Raw genomic sequence first — 17465 nt, forward strand, 5'->3', positions numbered from 1 at the left:
GAGAGTGCTCACTCACCGACGGCTACCAGGCACCGAGTCTGCCCAATCAGGCAACCCGGTAACTCCCATTAGGAGGAGGAGGTGACGCGGCTCGCGGGTGTGGTGACCGCGGTGCGTGGCGGGCGCCTGCGGCGTTCGGTGGAGACCACCAGGGCGACGCCGAGGACGATGACCAGGCCGCCGGCCAGCATCTGCGTGGTGACCTGCTCGTGGAGCACCAGCGCGCCGAGGAGCACCGCCACGACCGGGTTGACGTACGCGTAGGTCGACACCAGCGAGATGGGGGCGTTGCCGAGCAGCCAGATGTAGGACGTGAAGCCGACGAGCGAGCCGGCCAGGACGAGGTAGGCGAGCGCGAGCCACGAGCCGGTGCTGATCTGGCCGAGGTCCGGGCGCTCGCCGATGCCGAGCCCGATGGCGAGCAGGCCGGCTCCGCCGACGACCATCTCGACGGTGCTGGCGACGAACGGGTCCTCCGGCATCGGGATCTTGCCCGACAGGAAGGAGCCGGCCGCCCACGACAGCGACCCGGCGAGGATGATCACGATGCCGAGAGTGTCGGACGAGCCGCCGCCGGTGAGCGACAGCCCGGCGACGCCGCAGAAGCCGATCAGCACGCCCGCCAGCGTGAACAGGTGGGGCCGGTCGTGCGCCAGCGCGCGGAAGATGACCAGCCAGAGCGGCACGGAGGCGACCAGCAGGGCGGCGAGCCCGGAGGAGATGTGCTGTTCGGCCACCGACACCATGCCGTTGCCGCCGGTGAGCAGCAGCAGCCCGACGAAACCCGCACCACAGAACCGCCGCAGGCTCATGCGCAGGACGCCGGGACCCCTGCGGATCACCAGCACGGTGCCGAGGATGAGCGCCGCCGCGACGAAGCGGAGCCCGGCGCTGAGCAGCGGGGGCATCGTCTCGACGGTGAGCCTGATCCCCAGGTAGGTGGACCCCCAGATGACGTACACCGCCGCGAGGGCCGCCCAGACCTTCATGTCACGAGTGTTCTGGCGCATGACTCATGACAATAGTCATCGGCCCCGACAAAGCACACGCGGATTTCGGACCCGAGATGCCCCACGTTCGCCGGTCTTGGGTGGTGGGGAGGACCGGCAAGAGGCGGCGCCCGCCTCGTCCGTGCTGGTCCTGGCGGGGTGCGGGAGCGTGCCGACGTCATCGACAGGTTATCCACAGGGTGTGGAGAACTTCTTGGCGTGGACGCGCGCGCCGCTATCCCGGTTTAGATGCGGAAATGTAATACATCGCAGCCGACGAAAAGGCGACTTGTCCACAACCTGTGGAAAAGTCGGCGTGTTGTGCACCGGACCGGTCATGACCGGCGTTCATTTCCCGTCCACCTCCCGTCCGAGTCCTCGTCGCGCGCCGGCCGGACATCAGGACGGGCGCCGGGGGCCACCTCGCCGGCACGTCGGGTCACGACACGCTCACGCGTCGTCAGGGCCTCCGTGCAGCCCGAATCCGCCGCCTGGCACGCCCGGCGCGCCGGGCGTTCTCCACACCCCGGCCTGCCCTGATCCGGCCGCAGGAGGGCCGCTCAGGGCTTCTCAACCTCAGGCGGTGACCGCGCCGGGGCCGCCCGCCCCACACGGACGACCCCGGCGTGCGATCACCGTGGGCCGAGCTTCTCCACGATCAGCCGGTAGAGCTGGCGTGGCCGGCCGGGCTGGGGGGTGCGGTTCGGCGGAAGCGGCCACGCGAGTCCCTCGTCAACCAGCGTGCGCAACAGCCGCCGAGCCGTGCGGGGAGTCACTCCGAGCATCCGCCCGGCGCTCTCCGCGTCCACGATCGTGTCCCCGCCCTCCAGCTTGGCGGCCAGTCTCGCGAGCACCTCGACGCCCTTCGGCCGGCCCTGGCCCGGCGCCTGCGGAGGCATCCGGGGCGCCGGGACGAGTGTGCGTCCCTCCCGGTCGACCGCGAACCCCTGCGGCTGCTTACCGGCCTGCGAACGGGCCAGCGCCGCCCTGGCGTGCGTCTCCGCGTCGTGCGTCGTGCGGCCCATGCCGACCCCGACCTCGACCGCCAGCCCGAGCTCGTCGCGGATGCGCGCGGCGAAGGGCAGGACCCGGAACCCGTCGGTGGCCGTGGCCATCGAGCCACGGGTCGCCGTCACCAGATAGCTGTGATCGTCGATCGCCCATACGGCGGCGTTCATCCGGTTGGCCTCCTGCACCAGCAGCCGGTGCAGCGACAGCCGGAGCTCGTCACGCCAGTACCTCGGAGCCGCCCGCCGTACGGGCTCGCGTAACGTGGGCACCTCGATGAGCACCACGGTGAGCTGTGACTCCTCCAGCCGGTGGTGCGCGCCCAGCAACGCCGCGGTGTGCAGCGCGCTGCGAACGGCGGCCGACGTCGGCCGCACCCGCACCGTCGGCACCCCGGCCGCGCCGAGCCGGTCGGCCACCGCCGGCAGGCAGGTGAGCGCGCCGGTCGTGGCGCCCTGCCTGATCAGGCGCTCGTGGTAGGCCGCGAGGGTGCCGGTCGCCCCGGGCTCCTCCCGGCTCTGCACCCCGCCGGTGGGGATGCCGAGGTCGGTGTACGCCTCCTCGATGTCGGCACGGCTCAGCAGGTCCACGCTGACCCTGCGCGGGTCGATGCGTTCGTCCAGCGCCGCCCTGGCCAGCGCCGCCGTCAACGCCGGCCCGCCCAGCTGCACGTACGTCGCCGGGATCGTCAGCACGCCCGACCGCCGGGCCAGCTCGTACGGCACCGGGCTGGCGAACAGGCAGGCGTCCACCCCCGGACCGAGCCGTACCACCTTGTCGGCGGCCTCCTGCTCGTCCCGGTAGGCCGCGGCGACCAACCGGCACGGCACCGGGGCCGCCGCATGGCCCATGAGCATCACCCGTTCGACCAGGTCGTGCGGCCCCACCACCCCGATGGTGAGGTCGGGGCCCGACGTGCCCACACGTGATCCTCGCGGAGTTTCTTCGGCCCTTTCGACCAATGTTCGTCCCATCCCGCCATACCTTCGATGGAGTCCACCGCGCCATGCGGCGCCCGGTCCGGTCCGCGTGGCACCGGGGAGCGCCGGGCGTGGTTTCCTCGCGAAATCCACTGGTCGAGTCCACCTCGCGGGGGCGCCGCTCAGGCCGCCCGGCGGGCGGCATGCGGCGTTCCCGGCTCGGGTTCATCGCCCATCCGGTCTAGTCCTCTTTGGAACGATCGCTCGCCAAGGCACTAATGTCACGCCCGGATTTGCCGGAAAGCGGCTCTCCCATGCCGAGCGGGCATGGGAAAAATGGATGTTCGAACAGGTCAGAGGCGGTTTACGGGCTCAGTCAGGTCGTAGAGGAAATCTCTCTTACCACATCTCCACCCAGGGCCTTCATGCGTGCCGCGAGGTCGTGGTGACCCCGGTCGATGAGGTATCCGGGGGAGATGACGGTCTCGCCCTCGGCGGCCAGGCCGGCCAGCACGAGCGCGATGCCGGACCGCAGATCGTGCGCCGTGACGTCCGTACCGGTGAGCGAGGTGGCGCCGTGCACGACGGCCCGGCTGCCCTCGATCTCGATGTCGGCGCCCATCTTGTTCAGCTCGCCCGCGAGGGCGAAGCGGCCGTCGAAGATGCGCTCGTGGATGTAGCTCGCCCCGTCGGCCAGGCAGGCGACCGTCATGATGGGGGACTGCAGGTCGGTGGCGAAGCCGGGGTAGGTGTCGGTGATGACGTTGATCGGACGCAGCGGCCGGTCGCGCCGGACGTTCAGCACCGCGCCGTCCGTGGCGAACTCGACGCCCATCTGCTCGAGCTTCCAGCGCACGACCCCGAGGTGCGCCAGCGAGGCGCCGACCAGGTTGACCTCGCCGCCGGTGATGGCGGCGGCCATGGCGAAGACGCCGGCGTCCAGCCGGTCGGGCATCACGCGGTGCTCGACGGCGGTCAGCTCGTCGACGCCCTCGACGGTGATGAACCCGGTGCCGCCGCCGCTGATGCGGGCGCCCATCTTGGTCAGCATGTCGATGACGTCGAGGACCTCCGGCTCCAGCGCGGCGTTCTCGATGATCGTGGTGCCCTTGGCCAGCGCCGCGGCCATGATGAGGTTCTCGGTGCCGGTGTGCGAGGGGGTGTCGAGGTAGAGCGGGGCGCCGGTGAGGCCGGCCGCCTTGACGTGGATGACGGACTCGCCCTCGTCCACGACCGCGCCGAGCCGCTTGTACCCCAGGTAGTGGAAGTCCAGGTTGCGGCTGCCCAGGTTGCACCCGCCGACGCCCTCGATGACGGCCTCGCCCAGGCGGTGCAGCAGCGCGGGCACGAACAGCACCGAGCCGCGGAACCGCCGGGCGATCTCGGCGGGCAGCACCGGGCTGGAGAGCCGCGAGGCGTCGATGACCAGCGTCCGCTCGGCCTCGTGCAGCTCGACCTTGGCTCCGATCGCCTCGGCGAGCTCAACGGCGCGCCGGACGTCCTCGATGATGGGCACGTTGCGCAGGACCGTGCGGCCGTCCGAGGCGAGCAGCGCCGCGCCGATCATCGGCAGCACGGCGTTCTTCGCGCCCTGGATGAAGGCGGTCCCGCGCAGGGCGTTGCCACCGCGCACGCGGTATCGAACCATAGGTGGAGGCTCCTCGAGATCTGGGAAATGACACGCTGTCAGCGGACGGCGGCAAGGTGATCCGCCCACAGTAGCCCTTCCGTGCTGCCCGCCCAGTCGATTTGACGGCAGTAAGCTGCCCCGATATGTGGCGGTCATTCACCGTTTGGGAGGGCTGCCGACGGCGTTCGGCGACGCGGCGTTGAGCAGGGTGTCGGCGCGCTGGTCGACGAACCGCGTCACCACCTGCTGGCCGTACCCGAAGACCATGGCCCAGACCAGGATCGAGGTCTGCGAGCTGAGCCCGCCGAAGCCCGGCACGAAGCCCGAGTTGAGGATCAGCAGCCCGATGATCGCGGTGGCCACGCCCGCGGGGGCCTTGAGCAGGTTCTGCGCGACCGCGAGCGAGTACCGCGTGGACAGCTCCGAGCGGGTCGACAGGCTGGTGGCGGTGGCCAGCGCCGCGCCGAGCATCCCGATGAGCGCGACCAGCGGCACGTCCCCGTGGCTCGGCCTGCCCTCGCCGGTCGGGCACATCTGGGTGCTCATCGGCCCGAGGCTGGCGAGCAGGGTGCCGTTCCCGCACATGGGAAGCGCCGTCGGCCAGATCGCCCCGATGGTCACCAGGCCGGCGACGATCAGGGTCAGGGTCGCCGCCCCGCCGAGTAGCAGATTGCGGAAGCTGCGCACCCGCCCGCTCTCGATCGAGGCCGTGCCGTAGGCCGCCCGCAGCACGGCCTGGAGTAGCGAGCGGTCCCGCTCGCCGATGTCGCCCGCGGCGATGCGCGCGGCCAGCGTGACGAGGCGGGCGTCGTCGGCCGGCAGGTACGCCTGGCCGGTGGCGAGGACCTCCGGGGCACGCGCGTTAAGTTCGCCGCCCGGGAGCAGGCCGTACAGCAGGATGGTCGCGCCGTACAGGTTGGACCAGGCGGCCTCGATGGCCTGCCCGGTCAGCCAGCGCCGCCAGCCCTGCCGCTCGTGCGCGTACCTGCTCGCGGCGGCGAGATGGCTCTCCACCGCCGCGTGCAGCACCCGCAGGCCCGGGTCGCCCGGCCGGACGGCCAGGCACCGGCCGGCGTCCGCCCTGATCTCATCGGCACGGGTGGTGATGTGCACCCGCCACACGCCCGGCCAGCGCAGCACCTCCTGCGCGTCCACGTCCCCCAGCTCGCCCAGCCCGTCCACCGGCACGTCCCGCGGCTCCTCCGCCGCCCGGAACGCGGCGCGGCCGTCCTCGTCCGTCTGGGACGCCTCCCGGCCGTCCTGCGCAGTCGGAGACTGCTCGGACACGTTGCCCGATCGCACGGCCGGGTCGGCTGCCATAGCTCCTCCAGGGGTCGCCCGTCCCCCCGGCTTATCGCGCCCGCCCCCTCTGGCGCTACCGGTTCAGGAGCATCTGTACCCATTCGCCGGGCAAGCCGGCCCGCTCGCCCTTCCCGGCAAGACGGCACGGCGGACCCCGGCGCGGCGCGTGCCACGCCGGAAAGATGCGCGAGCGGCGCGGCTACACGTTGGCGGCGATGTCGGAGCGGTGGTGGGAGCCGCGCAGCGCGATGCGCTCCACCTGCGCGTACGCGGCGGTGCGCGCCGCCGCGATGTCCGTGCCGGTGCCGACCGCGTTGAGCACCCGGCCGCCGGCCGACACGACATGGCCTCCGGCGTCCAGCGCGGTGCCCGCGTGCAGGACGTAGGCGTCCGGCACGGTCTCGCCGAGCCCGTCGATGACGTCGCCCTTGACCGGGTCGGCCGGGTAGCCCTCCGCGGCGACGACCACGGTGACCGCCGCCCCGTCGCGGAACCGCGGCGCCGGACGCTCCCCGAGGGTGCCGGTGGCGCAGGCGAGCAGCAGGCCGGCGAGTGGCGTCTCCAGCCGGTCGAGCACGACCTGGGTCTCGGGGTCGCCGAAGCGCGCGTTGAACTCGATGACCTTCGGCCCGGTCTTCGTCAGAGCCAGCCCGGCGTACAGGACCCCGCTGTAGGGAGTGCCGCGCCGCGCGAGCTCGCCGACCGTCGGCAGCACGATCTCGGCCATGACCTGCTCGGTGAGGCCCTCCGGCGCCCAGGGCAGCGGCGTGTAGGCGCCCATGCCGCCGGTGTTCGGGCCCTGGTCGCCGTCGTAGGCGCGCTTGAAGTCCTGGGCGGGCTGCAGCGGCACGGCGGTGGTGCCGTCGCACAGCGCGAACAGTGAGACCTCCGGGCCGTCGAGGTACTCCTCCACGACGACCCGGCCGCAGGCCGCCGCGTGCGCGAGCGCCTCGGCGCGGTCGGCGGTCACCACGACGCCCTTGCCGGCCGCGAGCCCGTCGTCCTTGACGACGTACGGCGCGCCGAACGCGTCGAGGGCGGCCTCGGCCTCCTCGGGCGTCACGCACACCCGGGCCCCGGCCGTCGGCACGCCGGCGGCAACCATGATGTCCTTGGCGAACGCCTTGGACCCCTCGACCTGGGCGGCCTCCTTGGACGGCCCGAAGCAGGGGATGCCGGCGGCCCGCACGGCGTCGGCGACGCCGGCCACCAGCGGGGCCTCCGGCCCGACGACGACCAGCCCCGCGCCGAGCCGCGTGGCCAGCTCGACGACCTGACCGGGGTCGGTGGGCACGACCGGGTGGAGCGTCGCCACCTCGGCGATGCCCGCGTTGCCCGGGGCACAGTGGACTTCGGAGACCTCGGGGTCGAGCCCGAGGGCACGGCACAGGGCATGCTCGCGGCCGCCGGATCCAATCACAAGAACGCGCACGTGGGGAGTCTACGGGCCAGGTCTGGGGTGGCCGGACCGCGGAGGCGTTCACGCAGGTCGCCCGCCGGCCGGCGACGACGGCCGTCCTGGAAGGGCCGGTCTGCACAGAGGCGGCGCCGCGCTTTCGGCGAGTTCTACATGATCGGGCGCCGTCCAGGGGATGTAAGCTATCGGCTGAAGCATGCCTGTGCTAGGTTAGGGCGGCTTTGGCCCATTTCTCGAGCGATTGGAGGTGGACTCGGGATGACTTCTGGTGATCCCAGCAGTACGTGCTCGCGCACGTACATCGTGCGCACACCCGACCACTCCAATTCGGTGCTCGACTGAAAGCCTCGCGCCCTTCCCTCTAACGCGGCGTCCGTCGTCGCTTTTCCGTTCTTCGTTGTCGCGCGCGGGTCCCCAGGTCGAGCGGGAAGGGACCGCCATGCGCTCGTCAACCCTTTTCCAGCGGATCAACCTGCACCCCCGCACCGCGCACGTACGGCTGCGCGCCTCCGTGCCGGTCGCCACCGTGCGCCACGAGCGGGTGAACGGCGGGTGCGTGCCGCCGCGTGACTCGCTGGTGCAGTTCGGTGCGTACATCGCCGGCAAGCGAATCAACGTCCCGGGCATCCCGGAGGCCGTGAGCCTGGTGCGCGAGCACAACGCCGCCTCCGAGGCCGGCGGCGCCTACGTGTGGGTGGGGCTGCACGAGCCCGAGGCGCCCGAGGTCGAGTGGCTGGCCGAGGTCTTCGGCCTGCACCCGCTGGCCGTGGAGGACGCCATCAAGGCGCACCAGCGGCCGAAGGTCGAGCGGTACGGCGACTCGCTGTTCGTGGTGCTGAAGACCATCGCCTACCTGGAGCACGACGAGCTGACCGCCTCCAGCGAGATCATCGCCAGCGGCGAGATCATGGTGTTCGTCGGGCCCGACTTCGTGGTGACCGTCCGCCACGGCGAGCACTGCCCGCTCGCGGACGTGCGCGAGCGCCTGGAGGTCAAGCCCAAGCTGCTGGCCCGCGGCCCGTCCGGCGTGCTGCACGCCATCGCCGACCACGTGGTCGACCGCTACCTCTCGGTCGCCGACCAGATGCAGGCCGAGCTGGAGGAGGTCGAGGCGGCGGTCTTCGCCGACGTCAGCTCCCGGGACATCGGCCGCATCTACCAGCTCAAGCGCGAGATGATCGAGATGAAGCGCGCGGTGACGCCGCTGCAGACCCCGCTCGGGGCGTTGCCGCAGCGCCGCATGATCCCCTCCGAGATGCGCGAGTACTTCCGCGACGTGGTCGACCACCTCTCCCGGGTCTGCGAGCAGGTGGAGTCGTCCAACGAGCTGTGCAACTCCATCCTGCAGGCCGCGCTCGCCAGGTCGAACGCCCTCGCCAACGAGGACATGCGGAAGATCTCGGCCTGGGTGGCCATCGTCTCGGTGCCCACGATGATCGCCGGCATCTACGGCATGAACTTCAAGCACATGCCCGAGCTGGACGCCCTCTGGGGCTATCCCCTGGTCATCGGGGGCATGCTCGTCATCTGCTCGCTGCTCTACCGGGGCTTCCGCCGCAACAGCTGGCTCTGAACGCGCCGCTCCCGACGTCCCACGGCGGAGGCCCGCGTCCGGGGCGGCCGGGGTTCCGCCGGCCGCCCGGTGCCCTTCGGCGAGCGAGTGCCCGGCGTCACGGTCGGTGAGGCCGGGCCGCACGGTCTCAGACCGGCCAGGTCTCCTCGCGCCAGGCGGCGTCCCAGAACATCCACTCATAACGCGAGGTGGTGACGAAGTGCCCGAGAGCGTGGGCGCGCTGTGCTCCGGTGGCCTCGGCCCCCGTGCGGTCGGCCAGGGACACCACCCGGCGTACGACACTCTGGAACGACTCGTCGCCGTAGGCGGCGATCCAGCGGCGGTACAGCGGGTCGGGTGACGACTCCGCGAGCAGCTCCGCGCCGACTCGCGCGTAGATCCAGTAGCAGGGCAGCACCGCCGCCAGGCCGTCCAGGAACGACCCGCCGTAGACCGTGGCCAGCAGATAACTGGTGTAGGCGCGGGTGGCCGGCCCCACCGGCAGCGCCGCCGCCTCCCCGGCCGACCCGCCGAGGTCGGCCATGAACGCGGCGTGCATCTCCTGCTCGGCCGCGATCGCCCCGACCGCGTCGCTCGCGAAGGCCCGCACGTCCTCCTCGCCCGGCGCCTTGGCCGCGCACAGCGCCAGCGCACGGGCGTAGTCGCGCAGGTAGTGCGAGTCCTGCACGATGAAGTGCCGGAACGCCGCCCGCGGTAGCGTGCCGTCCACCAGCCCGGTGATGAACGGATGGTCCAAGATCGCCTTGTGGATCGGCGTGATGGCCTCCCACAGCTCCTCGCTGTACGGCCGCGCGGTGCTGGACCCAGGTGTCGTCAATCGAACCAACTCCCTACGCCGGCATGACCCGGTCAGGTTCGAGCGGTCTGCGGCCGCGTCAGCCGCACTCTCAGCCCGGTGCGCCGGGCTCCCGCGTTCTGTCGTGGCCCGAGCCTAACCGCATCCCGATCTCCGGTGGCGGCCGCCCGCCCCGTCGCCGGATTGTCGGTGCCGATCCGTAAGCTCCGGACTCGTCCGCAAGGCGCGGGGCCGGTCTACGGCACCTCGCGCGCGAACCTTTCCCAGCCCCCACTCGTCTCTATTCGCAGAGACCCGTCATGCCCAGAAGAGAGCCGATGCCGCCCACCGCCACCGCTCCCCGCGCCGCCCGAGCGGTCGACGCCCGCCCACACCGAGCCGTGGGCCGGACGCCGCAGGCCCGGCTGGAGGACGAGCTCCTCGCGCTGCTCGTGACCACCTGGGCCGTGCACACCGGCCGCCGCCCGCCCGAGCGCGCCCCGCACCTGCTCACGCCGGAGGAGCTGATCGACTTCTGGTCCGACGACCTCACCGCCGCGCCAGACTCCTCGCACTGACCAGGCCCGTCCCGGCTCAGGGGACGAGGGTGAGGCGGGGGCGGTGGTCTTTCACACCGAGGAGGGCGCGGACGCGGGACAGGTGCCAGGCGAGCTGGGCGGCGAGCTCGGGCATGGTCAGGCCGGTCTCGGCGGCGGCGAGGTCGAACGCCTGGCGCAGCAGGACGGGGTGTTCCCCCGGGTAGCCGGTGATGGGCTCACCGGCGAAGCCGGGCTGGTCGCGCAGGGTGCGCAGGCGCTGGTAGGCCCGGCCGGCGGAGGAGTCGGAGAGCAGGCCGACCTCGCGGCAGCGGTACACCAGCGAGTCGACCGACACCCCCCAGGTGTGCCGCAGCTCGGCCAGCCGGCGCAGGTCGAGGCGGCGCGGCAGCTCGGGGGTGATGCTGTCGCGCGGGGTGAGGAACTCGGCGGCGAAGGCGTCCGCCTCGCGTTCCTGCTGGTGGTCGCCCGCGGCCGTGTCGCCGTGCAGGACGAGATGGCCGAGCTCGTGGGCGGCGGTGAAGCGGTAGCGGTGGATGTCGTCGAAGCGGTTGGCGGTCAGGACGACGATCGGCCGGGGCAGGTGGGAGGTCGAGAAGGCGTCCACCGTGGTCGCGTCCTCGTCCGGCGGGGGGAGCACCACGACGATGCCGCGGGCCTCCATGTGCCGGACCAGGTGGCCGATCGGCCCGTAGCCGAGCCTCCAGTGGGCGCGCAGTGCGCGGGCCGCGGCGGCGGGGTCGCGGGGCAGCTCGACCCCCGAGTGGACCTCACCGCCGGAGAACCCCGGCAGGTCCACGGGAGGCAGCTGGACGCGCTTCTCCAGGGCGTGGGTGAGCTCCCAGACCTGCTCGACGAACGCGACCGCCTTGGCCCGCTGGTGGACCCGGGTGGAGCGCAGGCTGCGGAAGTGCGCCGTGGACCCGTCGAGCTTGCCGTGCGGCCGCCCGGACAGGAAGAAGGCGGACGGGACGTCGAGGACGTCGGCGAGGCGGGGGATGAGCTCCGGCCGGGGGTGGGTCATGCCGGTCTCGTACTGGCCGATCGCCGCCGGGGTCACGCCGACCCGCTCGGCGAGATCCTTCTTGGTCATCGCGGCCAGCCGGCGCGCCTGGGTCAGCCGCGCCTGGTCGAAGGCGTCGGCCACCGCCTGCGGGCTGGGCGCGCCGGTGTGCGTGCCGCGCCGCCTCATCGGGCGTCCCCGGCCTCGGTCGTCTTCACGGTCGTCGATCGTCGTTCTCACGGGTGGTCGGTGGATGGGCTGTGCGGGCTTGGCCGGTCGCGTTCTTTCCGGGGCGCCGGCCGATCGGCGCCCCGGACGCGGGGTCAGGAGGGGCGGTCGGCCGCCGAAGCGGCCGCAGGCGCGGCGCCGGCCTCGTCGCCGGCCGGGAAGAGCGCGCCGTTCGCGCGCTCGGCGGCCGGGCGGCTGGTGAGGGCGATGTCGGGCTCGGCGCTCTGGTCGAAGCGCGAGGCCAGGGCGGGCTCGGCGGACGGGATGGTCTGCGCCACCCAGGGCAGCGCGGTGAGCAGCGGGATCTGCTCGCAGTGCACCCAGTGGACGCGGCCCATGTCGTCGATCAGCTCCGCCTCGCCCCAGTAGAGCTTGAGCAGGCTGGCCTGCGCGTTCGCGGCGTACGCCACCGGGATGAGCCGGGTGTCGGCGGGGAGCCGGGCGAGCAGCGGGCGCGCCGCGGCCAGCTCGCGCTGCCCGGCGGCCTCGCCCTCCTCGTCGTCCATGCCGAGGTCGAGCACTTCCTGCTCATAGCGGGTCTTGGGGCCGAATCGGCTGAACAGCTCGCGAACCAGCGCCGACACCCGGCCGTCGCCGACCCGGGCCTCGCCGATCGGCGTGGTGTCGTCGTCGGCGTACCGGAACGGCAGGAACAGGTTGCCGTCGAGCACGACGAGGTGGTGCGGGGAGCCGTGCGGCCGGACGACCTGGAACCCCGGCTCGGCGCGGAACGCGTCCACCAGGGCCTCGTAGCGGCGCGCCATCAGTGTGGAGCCGTAGGCGTACCGCTTGTCGCTGCGCGACGACTTCTGCGCGTCCTGGGCGTTGGTGGCCGCCTCAAGGAGCGACGCGGCGAGCCGGCCGCGCACCGCGGCGGCGCGCTCGCCGAACCGTTCGGTGGCCCACCTCGACATCTCCGCCTGCCCGTGCATCGGTGACCTCCCGTCACTTCACTTCCTCGCACCATACTCCCGCGAGCACTGCAGTTGATGTTGGGACGCGCGAGAAAGGCCCGGCCATCGGGACCAAAGGGAAGGGGGACGGTCAGGCCGGGGTGGGACGCAGGGCCGGGGTGGGCACCGGAAGCGGAAGACCGCGGGTGCGCCACAGCTCGCGCATCCGGTCGGGGTAGTCGGTGACCACCGCCGCCACCCCCAGGTCGATCATGCGCGATGCCTCGGCGGGGTCGTTGACCGTCCAGACCGCGACCGGCAGCCCGGCCGCGGCGGCCCGGTCCATGAGGTCCGCGCCGATCAGCACGCGGTCGGGGGACAGGGTGGTGGCGCCGATGGACGCGGCCGCCGCGGCGATGTCACCGCCGAAGTCGGCGACGTGGTCGAGGCCGAGCCAGGCCGGGGAGAGGGTGTCCTCCTCCACCAGGGCGTACCGGGTGGCGACCAGGCCCTCGGCGGCGCGCAGCACCCGCCAGTCGAAGCTGAGGATCGCCGAACCCTCCAGCCTGCCGTGCCGGTCGAGCTCGGCGACCACCAGCTCGGTCAGCTCGCGGGGGTCGCCGGACAGGTCGGGCCGGGTCGGGTCGGACTTCAGCTCGACGTTCAGCCGTACGTCATCGCCGCCGTAGGCGTTCACCAGGGCCAGGACCGCGCCGAGCGTGGGCATGCGGGTGCCCGGCACCGGGACCTGGGTGCCGGCGAAGCGGTCGGTGGCGGACCTCGGATTGCGCACGCCGACCTCCAGCGTGCGCAACTGGGCCAGGGAAAGGGCGCGGATCGGCTTGCCGACGTAGGGGAACGCCGGGTCGGCCGGGGTCGCCGGCACGGTGTCCGCGCTGGTCACCGCCGAGACGGTCAGGTCATGGGTGAGCACGAGCTGCCGGTCGGCGGTCAGCGCGACGTCGAACTCGATGGCGTGGACGCCCAGCCCCAGCGTGAAGGCCATGCCGGGGAGGGTGTTCTCCGGGCGCAGGCCCCGTGCCCCCCGATGGCCGTGTATCTCAACCTGCACAATGGCGCACCCTATCGCCCACGCCCCTCGCTCCCGTTCAGGCGGGGCCGTCGGCGCCGGCCGTGCGCCCGGCGGCGGGATCGGCGGGCTGATCGGCCGGGCCGGGACGGCGGACGGAGTACCGGGGCCGTGACGGTGTGCCCACGGCCCGGATCACGCTTCCGTACCCAGGCGGCGTCCTTCGGGGAGGCGGGAATGGCCCTGGTCGATGCGCCGTCATCGCGCGGCTCCCGCGCCGCTCGCACCGAGGTAGCGGGCGCAGAGCCGTCATGCGGACGGCCGTACCCCGCCTCCGTGAGGGGAGGCGGGGTACGTATGGCGCCGGGCGGGCCGAGGGCCGGCTTTCCGGCGAGAGGGGTCAGATCAGGGGACGGAGGGAGAGGGTCTGGGTGCGGCCGGGGCCGACGCCGATGGCGGAGATCGGGGCGCCGCTGAGCTCCTCCAGGGTGCGGACGTAGTTCTGCGCGTTCTTCGGCAGGTCCTCGAAGGTCTTGGCCTCGGTGATGTCCTCCTGCCAGCCGGGGAACTCCTCGTAGATCGGCTTGGCGTGGTGGAAATCGGTCTGCGTCATCGGGATCTCGTCGTGGCGCACACCGTCCACCTCGTAGGCCACGCACACGGGGATGCGCTCCAGGCCCGAGAGCACGTCGAGCTTGGTGAGGAAGAAGTCGGTCACGCCGTTCACCCGGGTGGCGTACCTGGCGATGATCGCGTCGAACCAGCCGCAGCGGCGGTTGCGCCCGGTGGTCACGCCGTACTCACCCCCGGTGGTGCGCAGCCAGTCGCCCATCTCGTCGGTCAGCTCGGTCGGGAACGGGCCCGAGCCGACACGGGTGGTGTACGCCTTGAGGATGCCGATCACGCGGGTGAGCCGGGTCGGCGGCACGCCCGAGCCGATGCACGCGCCGCCCGAGGTGGGCGAGGAGGAGGTGACGAACGGGTAGGTGCCGTGGTCGATGTCGAGCAGGTTGCCCTGGCCGCCTTCGAGCAGCACCACCTTGTCCTGGTCCAGCGCGCGGTTCAGGATCAGGGAGGTGTCGGCGATGTGCGGCTTGAGGCGCTCGGCGTAACCGAGGTACTCCTCCAGAACGCGCTTGGGCTCGATGCCCCTGCGGTTGTAGACCTTGGTCAGCACCTGGTTCTTCTCGTTCAGCGCGACCTCGATCTTCTTGCCCAGGATGCCCGGGTCGAGCAGGTCCTGCACGCGCACGCCCATCCGGGCGATCTTGTCGCCGTACGCGGGGCCGATGCCGCGGCCGGTCGTGCCGATGCGGGCCTTGCCGAGGTAGCGCTCGGTGACCTTGTCCAGCGCCTTGTGGTGCGGCATGATCAAATGCGCGTTCGCCGAGATCAGCAGCCGGTCGCAGGAGATGCCCCGCTGCCGGAGCCCGTCGATCTCCGACAGCAGCACGCCCGGGTCGATGACCACGCCATTGCCGATCACGGGGATGACGTCCGGTGACAGCACCCCCGTGGGCAGCAGGTGCAGGGCGTACTTCTGGTCGCCGATCACCACGGTGTGGCCGGCGTTGTTCCCGCCTTGGTATCGGACGACGTAGTCCACCTCACCGCCGAGCAGGTCGGTGGCCTTACCCTTGCCCTCATCGCCCCACTGGGCGCCCACGAGAACGACAGCCGGCATGGTTTCTCCCGCGCACAAAAACGAAACCCCTGGCGCAAGCGCGACAGGGGCTCTTGCGTTGAGAGACTACCCGAGCATGCTGATGTCGCCCAAGCGCGACTTCACGGTGACGTACCGAAGCCGGGCGGGCGCGGGCCGGATCAGGCGTTCAGCGCCTCCGCGGCGGCGGGGCTGCTGTCGCGGAGGAACTGCGCGCAACGCTCGGCCTCGTCCTTCTCGCCGATCGCCAGGGCGGCGCGGGCGAGCGCGTTGAGGCAGCGCAGGAACCCGCGGTTGGGCTCGTGCTCCCAGGGGATGGGACCGTGCCCCTTCCAGCCCGCCCTGCGCAACTGGTCCAGGCCGCGGTGGTATCCGGTGCGGGCGAAGGCGTAGGAGGTGACCGCGTGCCCGGCCGCGAACGCCTCGTCGGCGAGCGCTCCCCAGGCCGCCGAGTAGGCGGGGAAGCGCGCGGCGACATCGCTGGCCTTGGCTCCGGCCTCCAGCGCCTGCCTGGCCTCCGGGGTGTCCGGCAGGTAGGCCGGCGGGGGACCGGCAAGAAGGTTCTCGTGCGTATCCATGGCCACAGTCTTATCGTTGTTAGGGTCTCGCGGTCATGTTCCCCGGTGTGACCTTGCGCGCACGCCGCGGGAAAGACCGCCTGCCGTGCCGCCCGCGCCGGTCACCGCAGCCGCCGGAGCAGGGCTCGGGCGCCACGCCGGGGGGAGACGACCGGACGGGTCCGCCCGCCGCCCTCCCCGCCTCGATCGCCGCCGCGCTCGCCCTGCTCCCCGTCCCGGCCCGCCCCGTTCTGCTCGATCCGGCCGTCCTGGCCGTCCTGGGCGCCTTCCGCGGCCCCGCCGGTCAGCGCGGCGAGCCGGTCGGCCAGGCGGGCGTTCTCGGCGCGCAGGCGCGCGATCTCGCGGGTGAGCGCGGGGTCGTCCGTCTTGCCGCGCTCGGGCGGCTCGGCGTCGGCGGCCGCCAGGAAGCCGAGGCTCGCGCCGTCCACCCAACGGGTGCCCGCCACGTCGTCCACCGCCGCGTCCAGCGACTCGCCCTCGGCGCGCACCAGGGCGGCGCGGGCGAACGCCGCGGTGCGCTCCAGCCGGGCCGCGATGACCTCGTCCGCCTCGTCCAGGGCCACGCTGACCAGCCCGTCGCCCCGTTCTACCGCCTGCCGCACCAGCCGCCGCAGCGTCTCGGGCCCGGGCACCCACCCCGCGGGGCACAGCAGCCGGTACGGCACCGGGGCGACGGTCTCGGGCACGCTCTCGGCGAAGCGCACGCGCGGCTCGCCGCGGTACAGCCCGCGCACCATCAGCAGGTCGAGCAGGGGGCTGTCCAGCGGGTTGCGCCGGTCCTCGCGGACCGACTCCCACGGCCCGACCAGCGTGATCCGGATGTCGTTCAGGGTGCTCGCGAGCAGGCCGTCCACGGTGGCCCGCAGGTCGTCGTACGAGGCGCCCGCCGCCTCGACCACCACATCCACGTACGGCACCAGCCACTGGCGGCGCGGGTGGGTGCGCCGCCAGCGCATCACGGGGATGTGGTCGGGCACGAACACCTGGTTGTAGCGGCGGACCTGATCGCCGTCGCGCATCATCATCGAGGCGCCGAGATGCCGGCTGCGGGCCTCGGGGGCGAGGACGAACGCCGCGCCCTCCTGAGCGAGCCGGTAGCCGAGCTCGGTGTCCTCGCCGAGGACCAGCCCGGTGTCCAGCGGGCCGGCCGCGCGCAGCAGGCGGGTGTTCACCGACGCGGCGTTGGTCACGTGGACGCGGTAGGCGGCGTCGCCCGCCGTGCGCAGCCCGTCGGTCCGTTCGGCGAGGTCGACGATCCAGGAGTGCGGCTCGCTCGCGGCCTCGTCGAACAGCTTCTCGGTGGCGGCGGCGCTCACCGCCGCGTGCACCTCGGCGGGGCGCAGCGCGCCCGGCCGGTGGTCGACGTAGCGCACGTACCCCATGACCACCAGGTAGCCGGCGAGGTGGTGCCAGCGCATGTGCGCCTCCACCTCGTCGTGGAAGGTCACCATGTCGGCGTCCAGCCAGTGGACGACGTCGCCGCCGGCGAGGGCGAGGCCGGTGTTGCGGGCGTTGGACCGGCCGCGCGACCCCGGCTCGGTGGTGACCAGCCGGGTGTTGTCCGGCACGATCTCGGGCAGGCGCAGCGCGGGGGAGGTGCCGTCGTCGACGACGATGACCTCCATCAGGTGCCGGGGGTAGCTCTGCGCCGCCAGGGCGGCCAGGGTGAGGTCGAGCTTGTCCTGGTGCCCGTACGCGGCGATCACCACACTGACCGTCAGCCGGGGCGTCCACGCGCCGGGTTCGGGCGGCGTGAGCACCCCGTAGTCGTTGTGCCGGATCCTCGGCCAGGTCGTCCCCACCGGCCCGGCCACCCTTCCGGGTGCCCCCGGCGTCCCGTTGGATCCGGTGTCCGGCCCCGAAGCCCCCGCGCCACCGGCCGGCCCCGACCGCCTGGTC

General features: G+C 72.7%; 14 protein-coding genes and 1 riboswitch. Of the genes, 2 read left to right on the top strand and 12 right to left on the bottom strand.

Going from position 1 to position 17465, the window contains the following annotated elements:
* Positions 1–68: 68 nt before the first annotated feature.
* From IEY93_RS25425 to purD, 5 genes are all read right to left on the bottom strand, one after another.
* A complete protein-coding gene (locus IEY93_RS25425) occupies positions 69–1010 on the bottom strand; it encodes an EamA family transporter (protein WP_189165642.1) in 942 nt (313 codons plus the stop codon).
* 611 nt (positions 1011–1621) lie between these two features.
* The gene (locus IEY93_RS25430; protein ID WP_189165733.1) at positions 1622–2869 is read right to left on the bottom strand and encodes a transcriptional regulator; all 1248 of its coding nucleotides are present in this window, start codon (positions 2867–2869) and stop codon (positions 1622–1624) included.
* A gap of 424 nt (positions 2870–3293) precedes the next feature.
* Complete coding sequence (murA, locus tag IEY93_RS25435) at positions 3294–4565, bottom strand: UDP-N-acetylglucosamine 1-carboxyvinyltransferase (RefSeq protein ID WP_189165643.1); 1272 nt, start codon at positions 4563–4565, stop codon at positions 3294–3296.
* A gap of 138 nt (positions 4566–4703) precedes the next feature.
* Complete coding sequence (locus tag IEY93_RS25440) at positions 4704–5867, bottom strand: hypothetical protein (RefSeq protein ID WP_189165644.1); 1164 nt, start codon at positions 5865–5867, stop codon at positions 4704–4706.
* 181 nt (positions 5868–6048) lie between these two features.
* Positions 6049–7281 carry a phosphoribosylamine--glycine ligase gene (gene purD, locus IEY93_RS25445; RefSeq protein ID WP_189165645.1) on the bottom strand — a complete coding sequence of 411 codons (1233 nt, stop codon included), beginning with the start codon at positions 7279–7281 and terminating at the stop codon, positions 6049–6051.
* Positions 7282–7705: 424 nt separating this feature from the next.
* On the opposite strand from purD, the gene IEY93_RS25450 reads away from it, so the two are divergent.
* Positions 7706–8839, top strand: coding sequence for a magnesium and cobalt transport protein CorA (locus tag IEY93_RS25450; protein WP_189165646.1), 1134 nt, complete (start codon positions 7706–7708; stop codon positions 8837–8839).
* A 127-nt stretch (positions 8840–8966) separates the two neighbouring features.
* Here the strand turns inward: IEY93_RS25450 and tenA are convergent, their stop codons facing one another.
* Complete coding sequence (gene tenA / locus IEY93_RS25455; RefSeq protein WP_189165647.1) at positions 8967–9656, bottom strand: thiaminase II; 690 nt, start codon at positions 9654–9656, stop codon at positions 8967–8969.
* Positions 9650–9761, bottom strand: a riboswitch (TPP riboswitch). Its footprint overlaps the gene before it by 7 nt.
* 173 nt (positions 9762–9934) lie before the next feature.
* Here tenA and IEY93_RS25460 point away from each other — a divergent pair.
* Positions 9935–10192, top strand: coding sequence for a hypothetical protein (locus IEY93_RS25460; RefSeq protein WP_189165648.1), 258 nt, complete (start codon positions 9935–9937; stop codon positions 10190–10192).
* Between the two features lie 16 nt (positions 10193–10208).
* On the opposite strand, the gene IEY93_RS25465 is transcribed toward IEY93_RS25460, so the two are convergent.
* From IEY93_RS25465 to IEY93_RS25490, 6 genes are all read right to left on the bottom strand, one after another.
* Positions 10209–11363: a helix-turn-helix domain-containing protein gene (locus IEY93_RS25465; protein WP_189165649.1), complete on the bottom strand. Its 1155-nt coding sequence runs from the start codon at positions 11361–11363 to the stop codon at positions 10209–10211.
* 134 nt (positions 11364–11497) lie between these two features.
* Positions 11498–12334: a hypothetical protein gene (locus IEY93_RS25470; protein ID WP_189165650.1), complete on the bottom strand. Its 837-nt coding sequence runs from the start codon at positions 12332–12334 to the stop codon at positions 11498–11500.
* A gap of 112 nt (positions 12335–12446) precedes the next feature.
* Positions 12447–13367 carry a glycerophosphodiester phosphodiesterase family protein gene (locus tag IEY93_RS25475; RefSeq protein WP_189165651.1) on the bottom strand — a complete coding sequence of 307 codons (921 nt, stop codon included), beginning with the start codon at positions 13365–13367 and terminating at the stop codon, positions 12447–12449.
* Positions 13368–13725: 358 nt separating this feature from the next.
* Complete coding sequence (locus tag IEY93_RS25480; protein ID WP_189165652.1) at positions 13726–15009, bottom strand: adenylosuccinate synthase; 1284 nt, start codon at positions 15007–15009, stop codon at positions 13726–13728.
* A gap of 140 nt (positions 15010–15149) precedes the next feature.
* Positions 15150–15566 (bottom strand): DUF3151 domain-containing protein, encoded by a 417-nt coding sequence (locus IEY93_RS25485; RefSeq protein WP_189165653.1) that lies wholly within the window; start codon positions 15564–15566, stop codon positions 15150–15152.
* A gap of 101 nt (positions 15567–15667) precedes the next feature.
* Positions 15668–17368, bottom strand: coding sequence for a glycosyltransferase family 2 protein (locus tag IEY93_RS25490; RefSeq protein ID WP_189165654.1), 1701 nt, complete (start codon positions 17366–17368; stop codon positions 15668–15670).
* Positions 17369–17465 lie beyond the last annotated feature (97 nt).

The organism is Sphaerisporangium melleum (genome assembly GCF_014646695.1).
Classification (GTDB): Bacteria; Actinomycetota; Actinomycetes; order Streptosporangiales; family Streptosporangiaceae; genus Sphaerisporangium; species Sphaerisporangium melleum.

Bases quoted from the DNA above. Each gene is read 5' to 3' on its own strand.
- IEY93_RS25465 (WP_189165649.1), bottom strand. From the start codon at position 11,363: ATGAGGCGGCGCGGCACGCACACCGGCGCGCCCAGCCCGCAGGCGGTG.
- IEY93_RS25480 (WP_189165652.1), bottom strand. From the start codon at position 15,009: ATGCCGGCTGTCGTTCTCGTGGGCGCCCAGTGGGGCGATGAGGGCAAG.
- IEY93_RS25425 (WP_189165642.1), bottom strand. From the start codon at position 1,010: ATGCGCCAGAACACTCGTGACATGAAGGTCTGGGCGGCCCTCGCGGCG.
- IEY93_RS25440 (WP_189165644.1), bottom strand. From the start codon at position 5,867: ATGGCAGCCGACCCGGCCGTGCGATCGGGCAACGTGTCCGAGCAGTCT.
- IEY93_RS25485 (WP_189165653.1), bottom strand. From the start codon at position 15,566: ATGGATACGCACGAGAACCTTCTTGCCGGTCCCCCGCCGGCCTACCTG.
- IEY93_RS25450 (WP_189165646.1), top strand. From the start codon at position 7,706: ATGCGCTCGTCAACCCTTTTCCAGCGGATCAACCTGCACCCCCGCACC.
- murA (WP_189165643.1), bottom strand. From the start codon at position 4,565: ATGGTTCGATACCGCGTGCGCGGTGGCAACGCCCTGCGCGGGACCGCC.
- IEY93_RS25470 (WP_189165650.1), bottom strand. From the start codon at position 12,334: ATGCACGGGCAGGCGGAGATGTCGAGGTGGGCCACCGAACGGTTCGGC.
- IEY93_RS25460 (WP_189165648.1), top strand. From the start codon at position 9,935: ATGCCCAGAAGAGAGCCGATGCCGCCCACCGCCACCGCTCCCCGCGCC.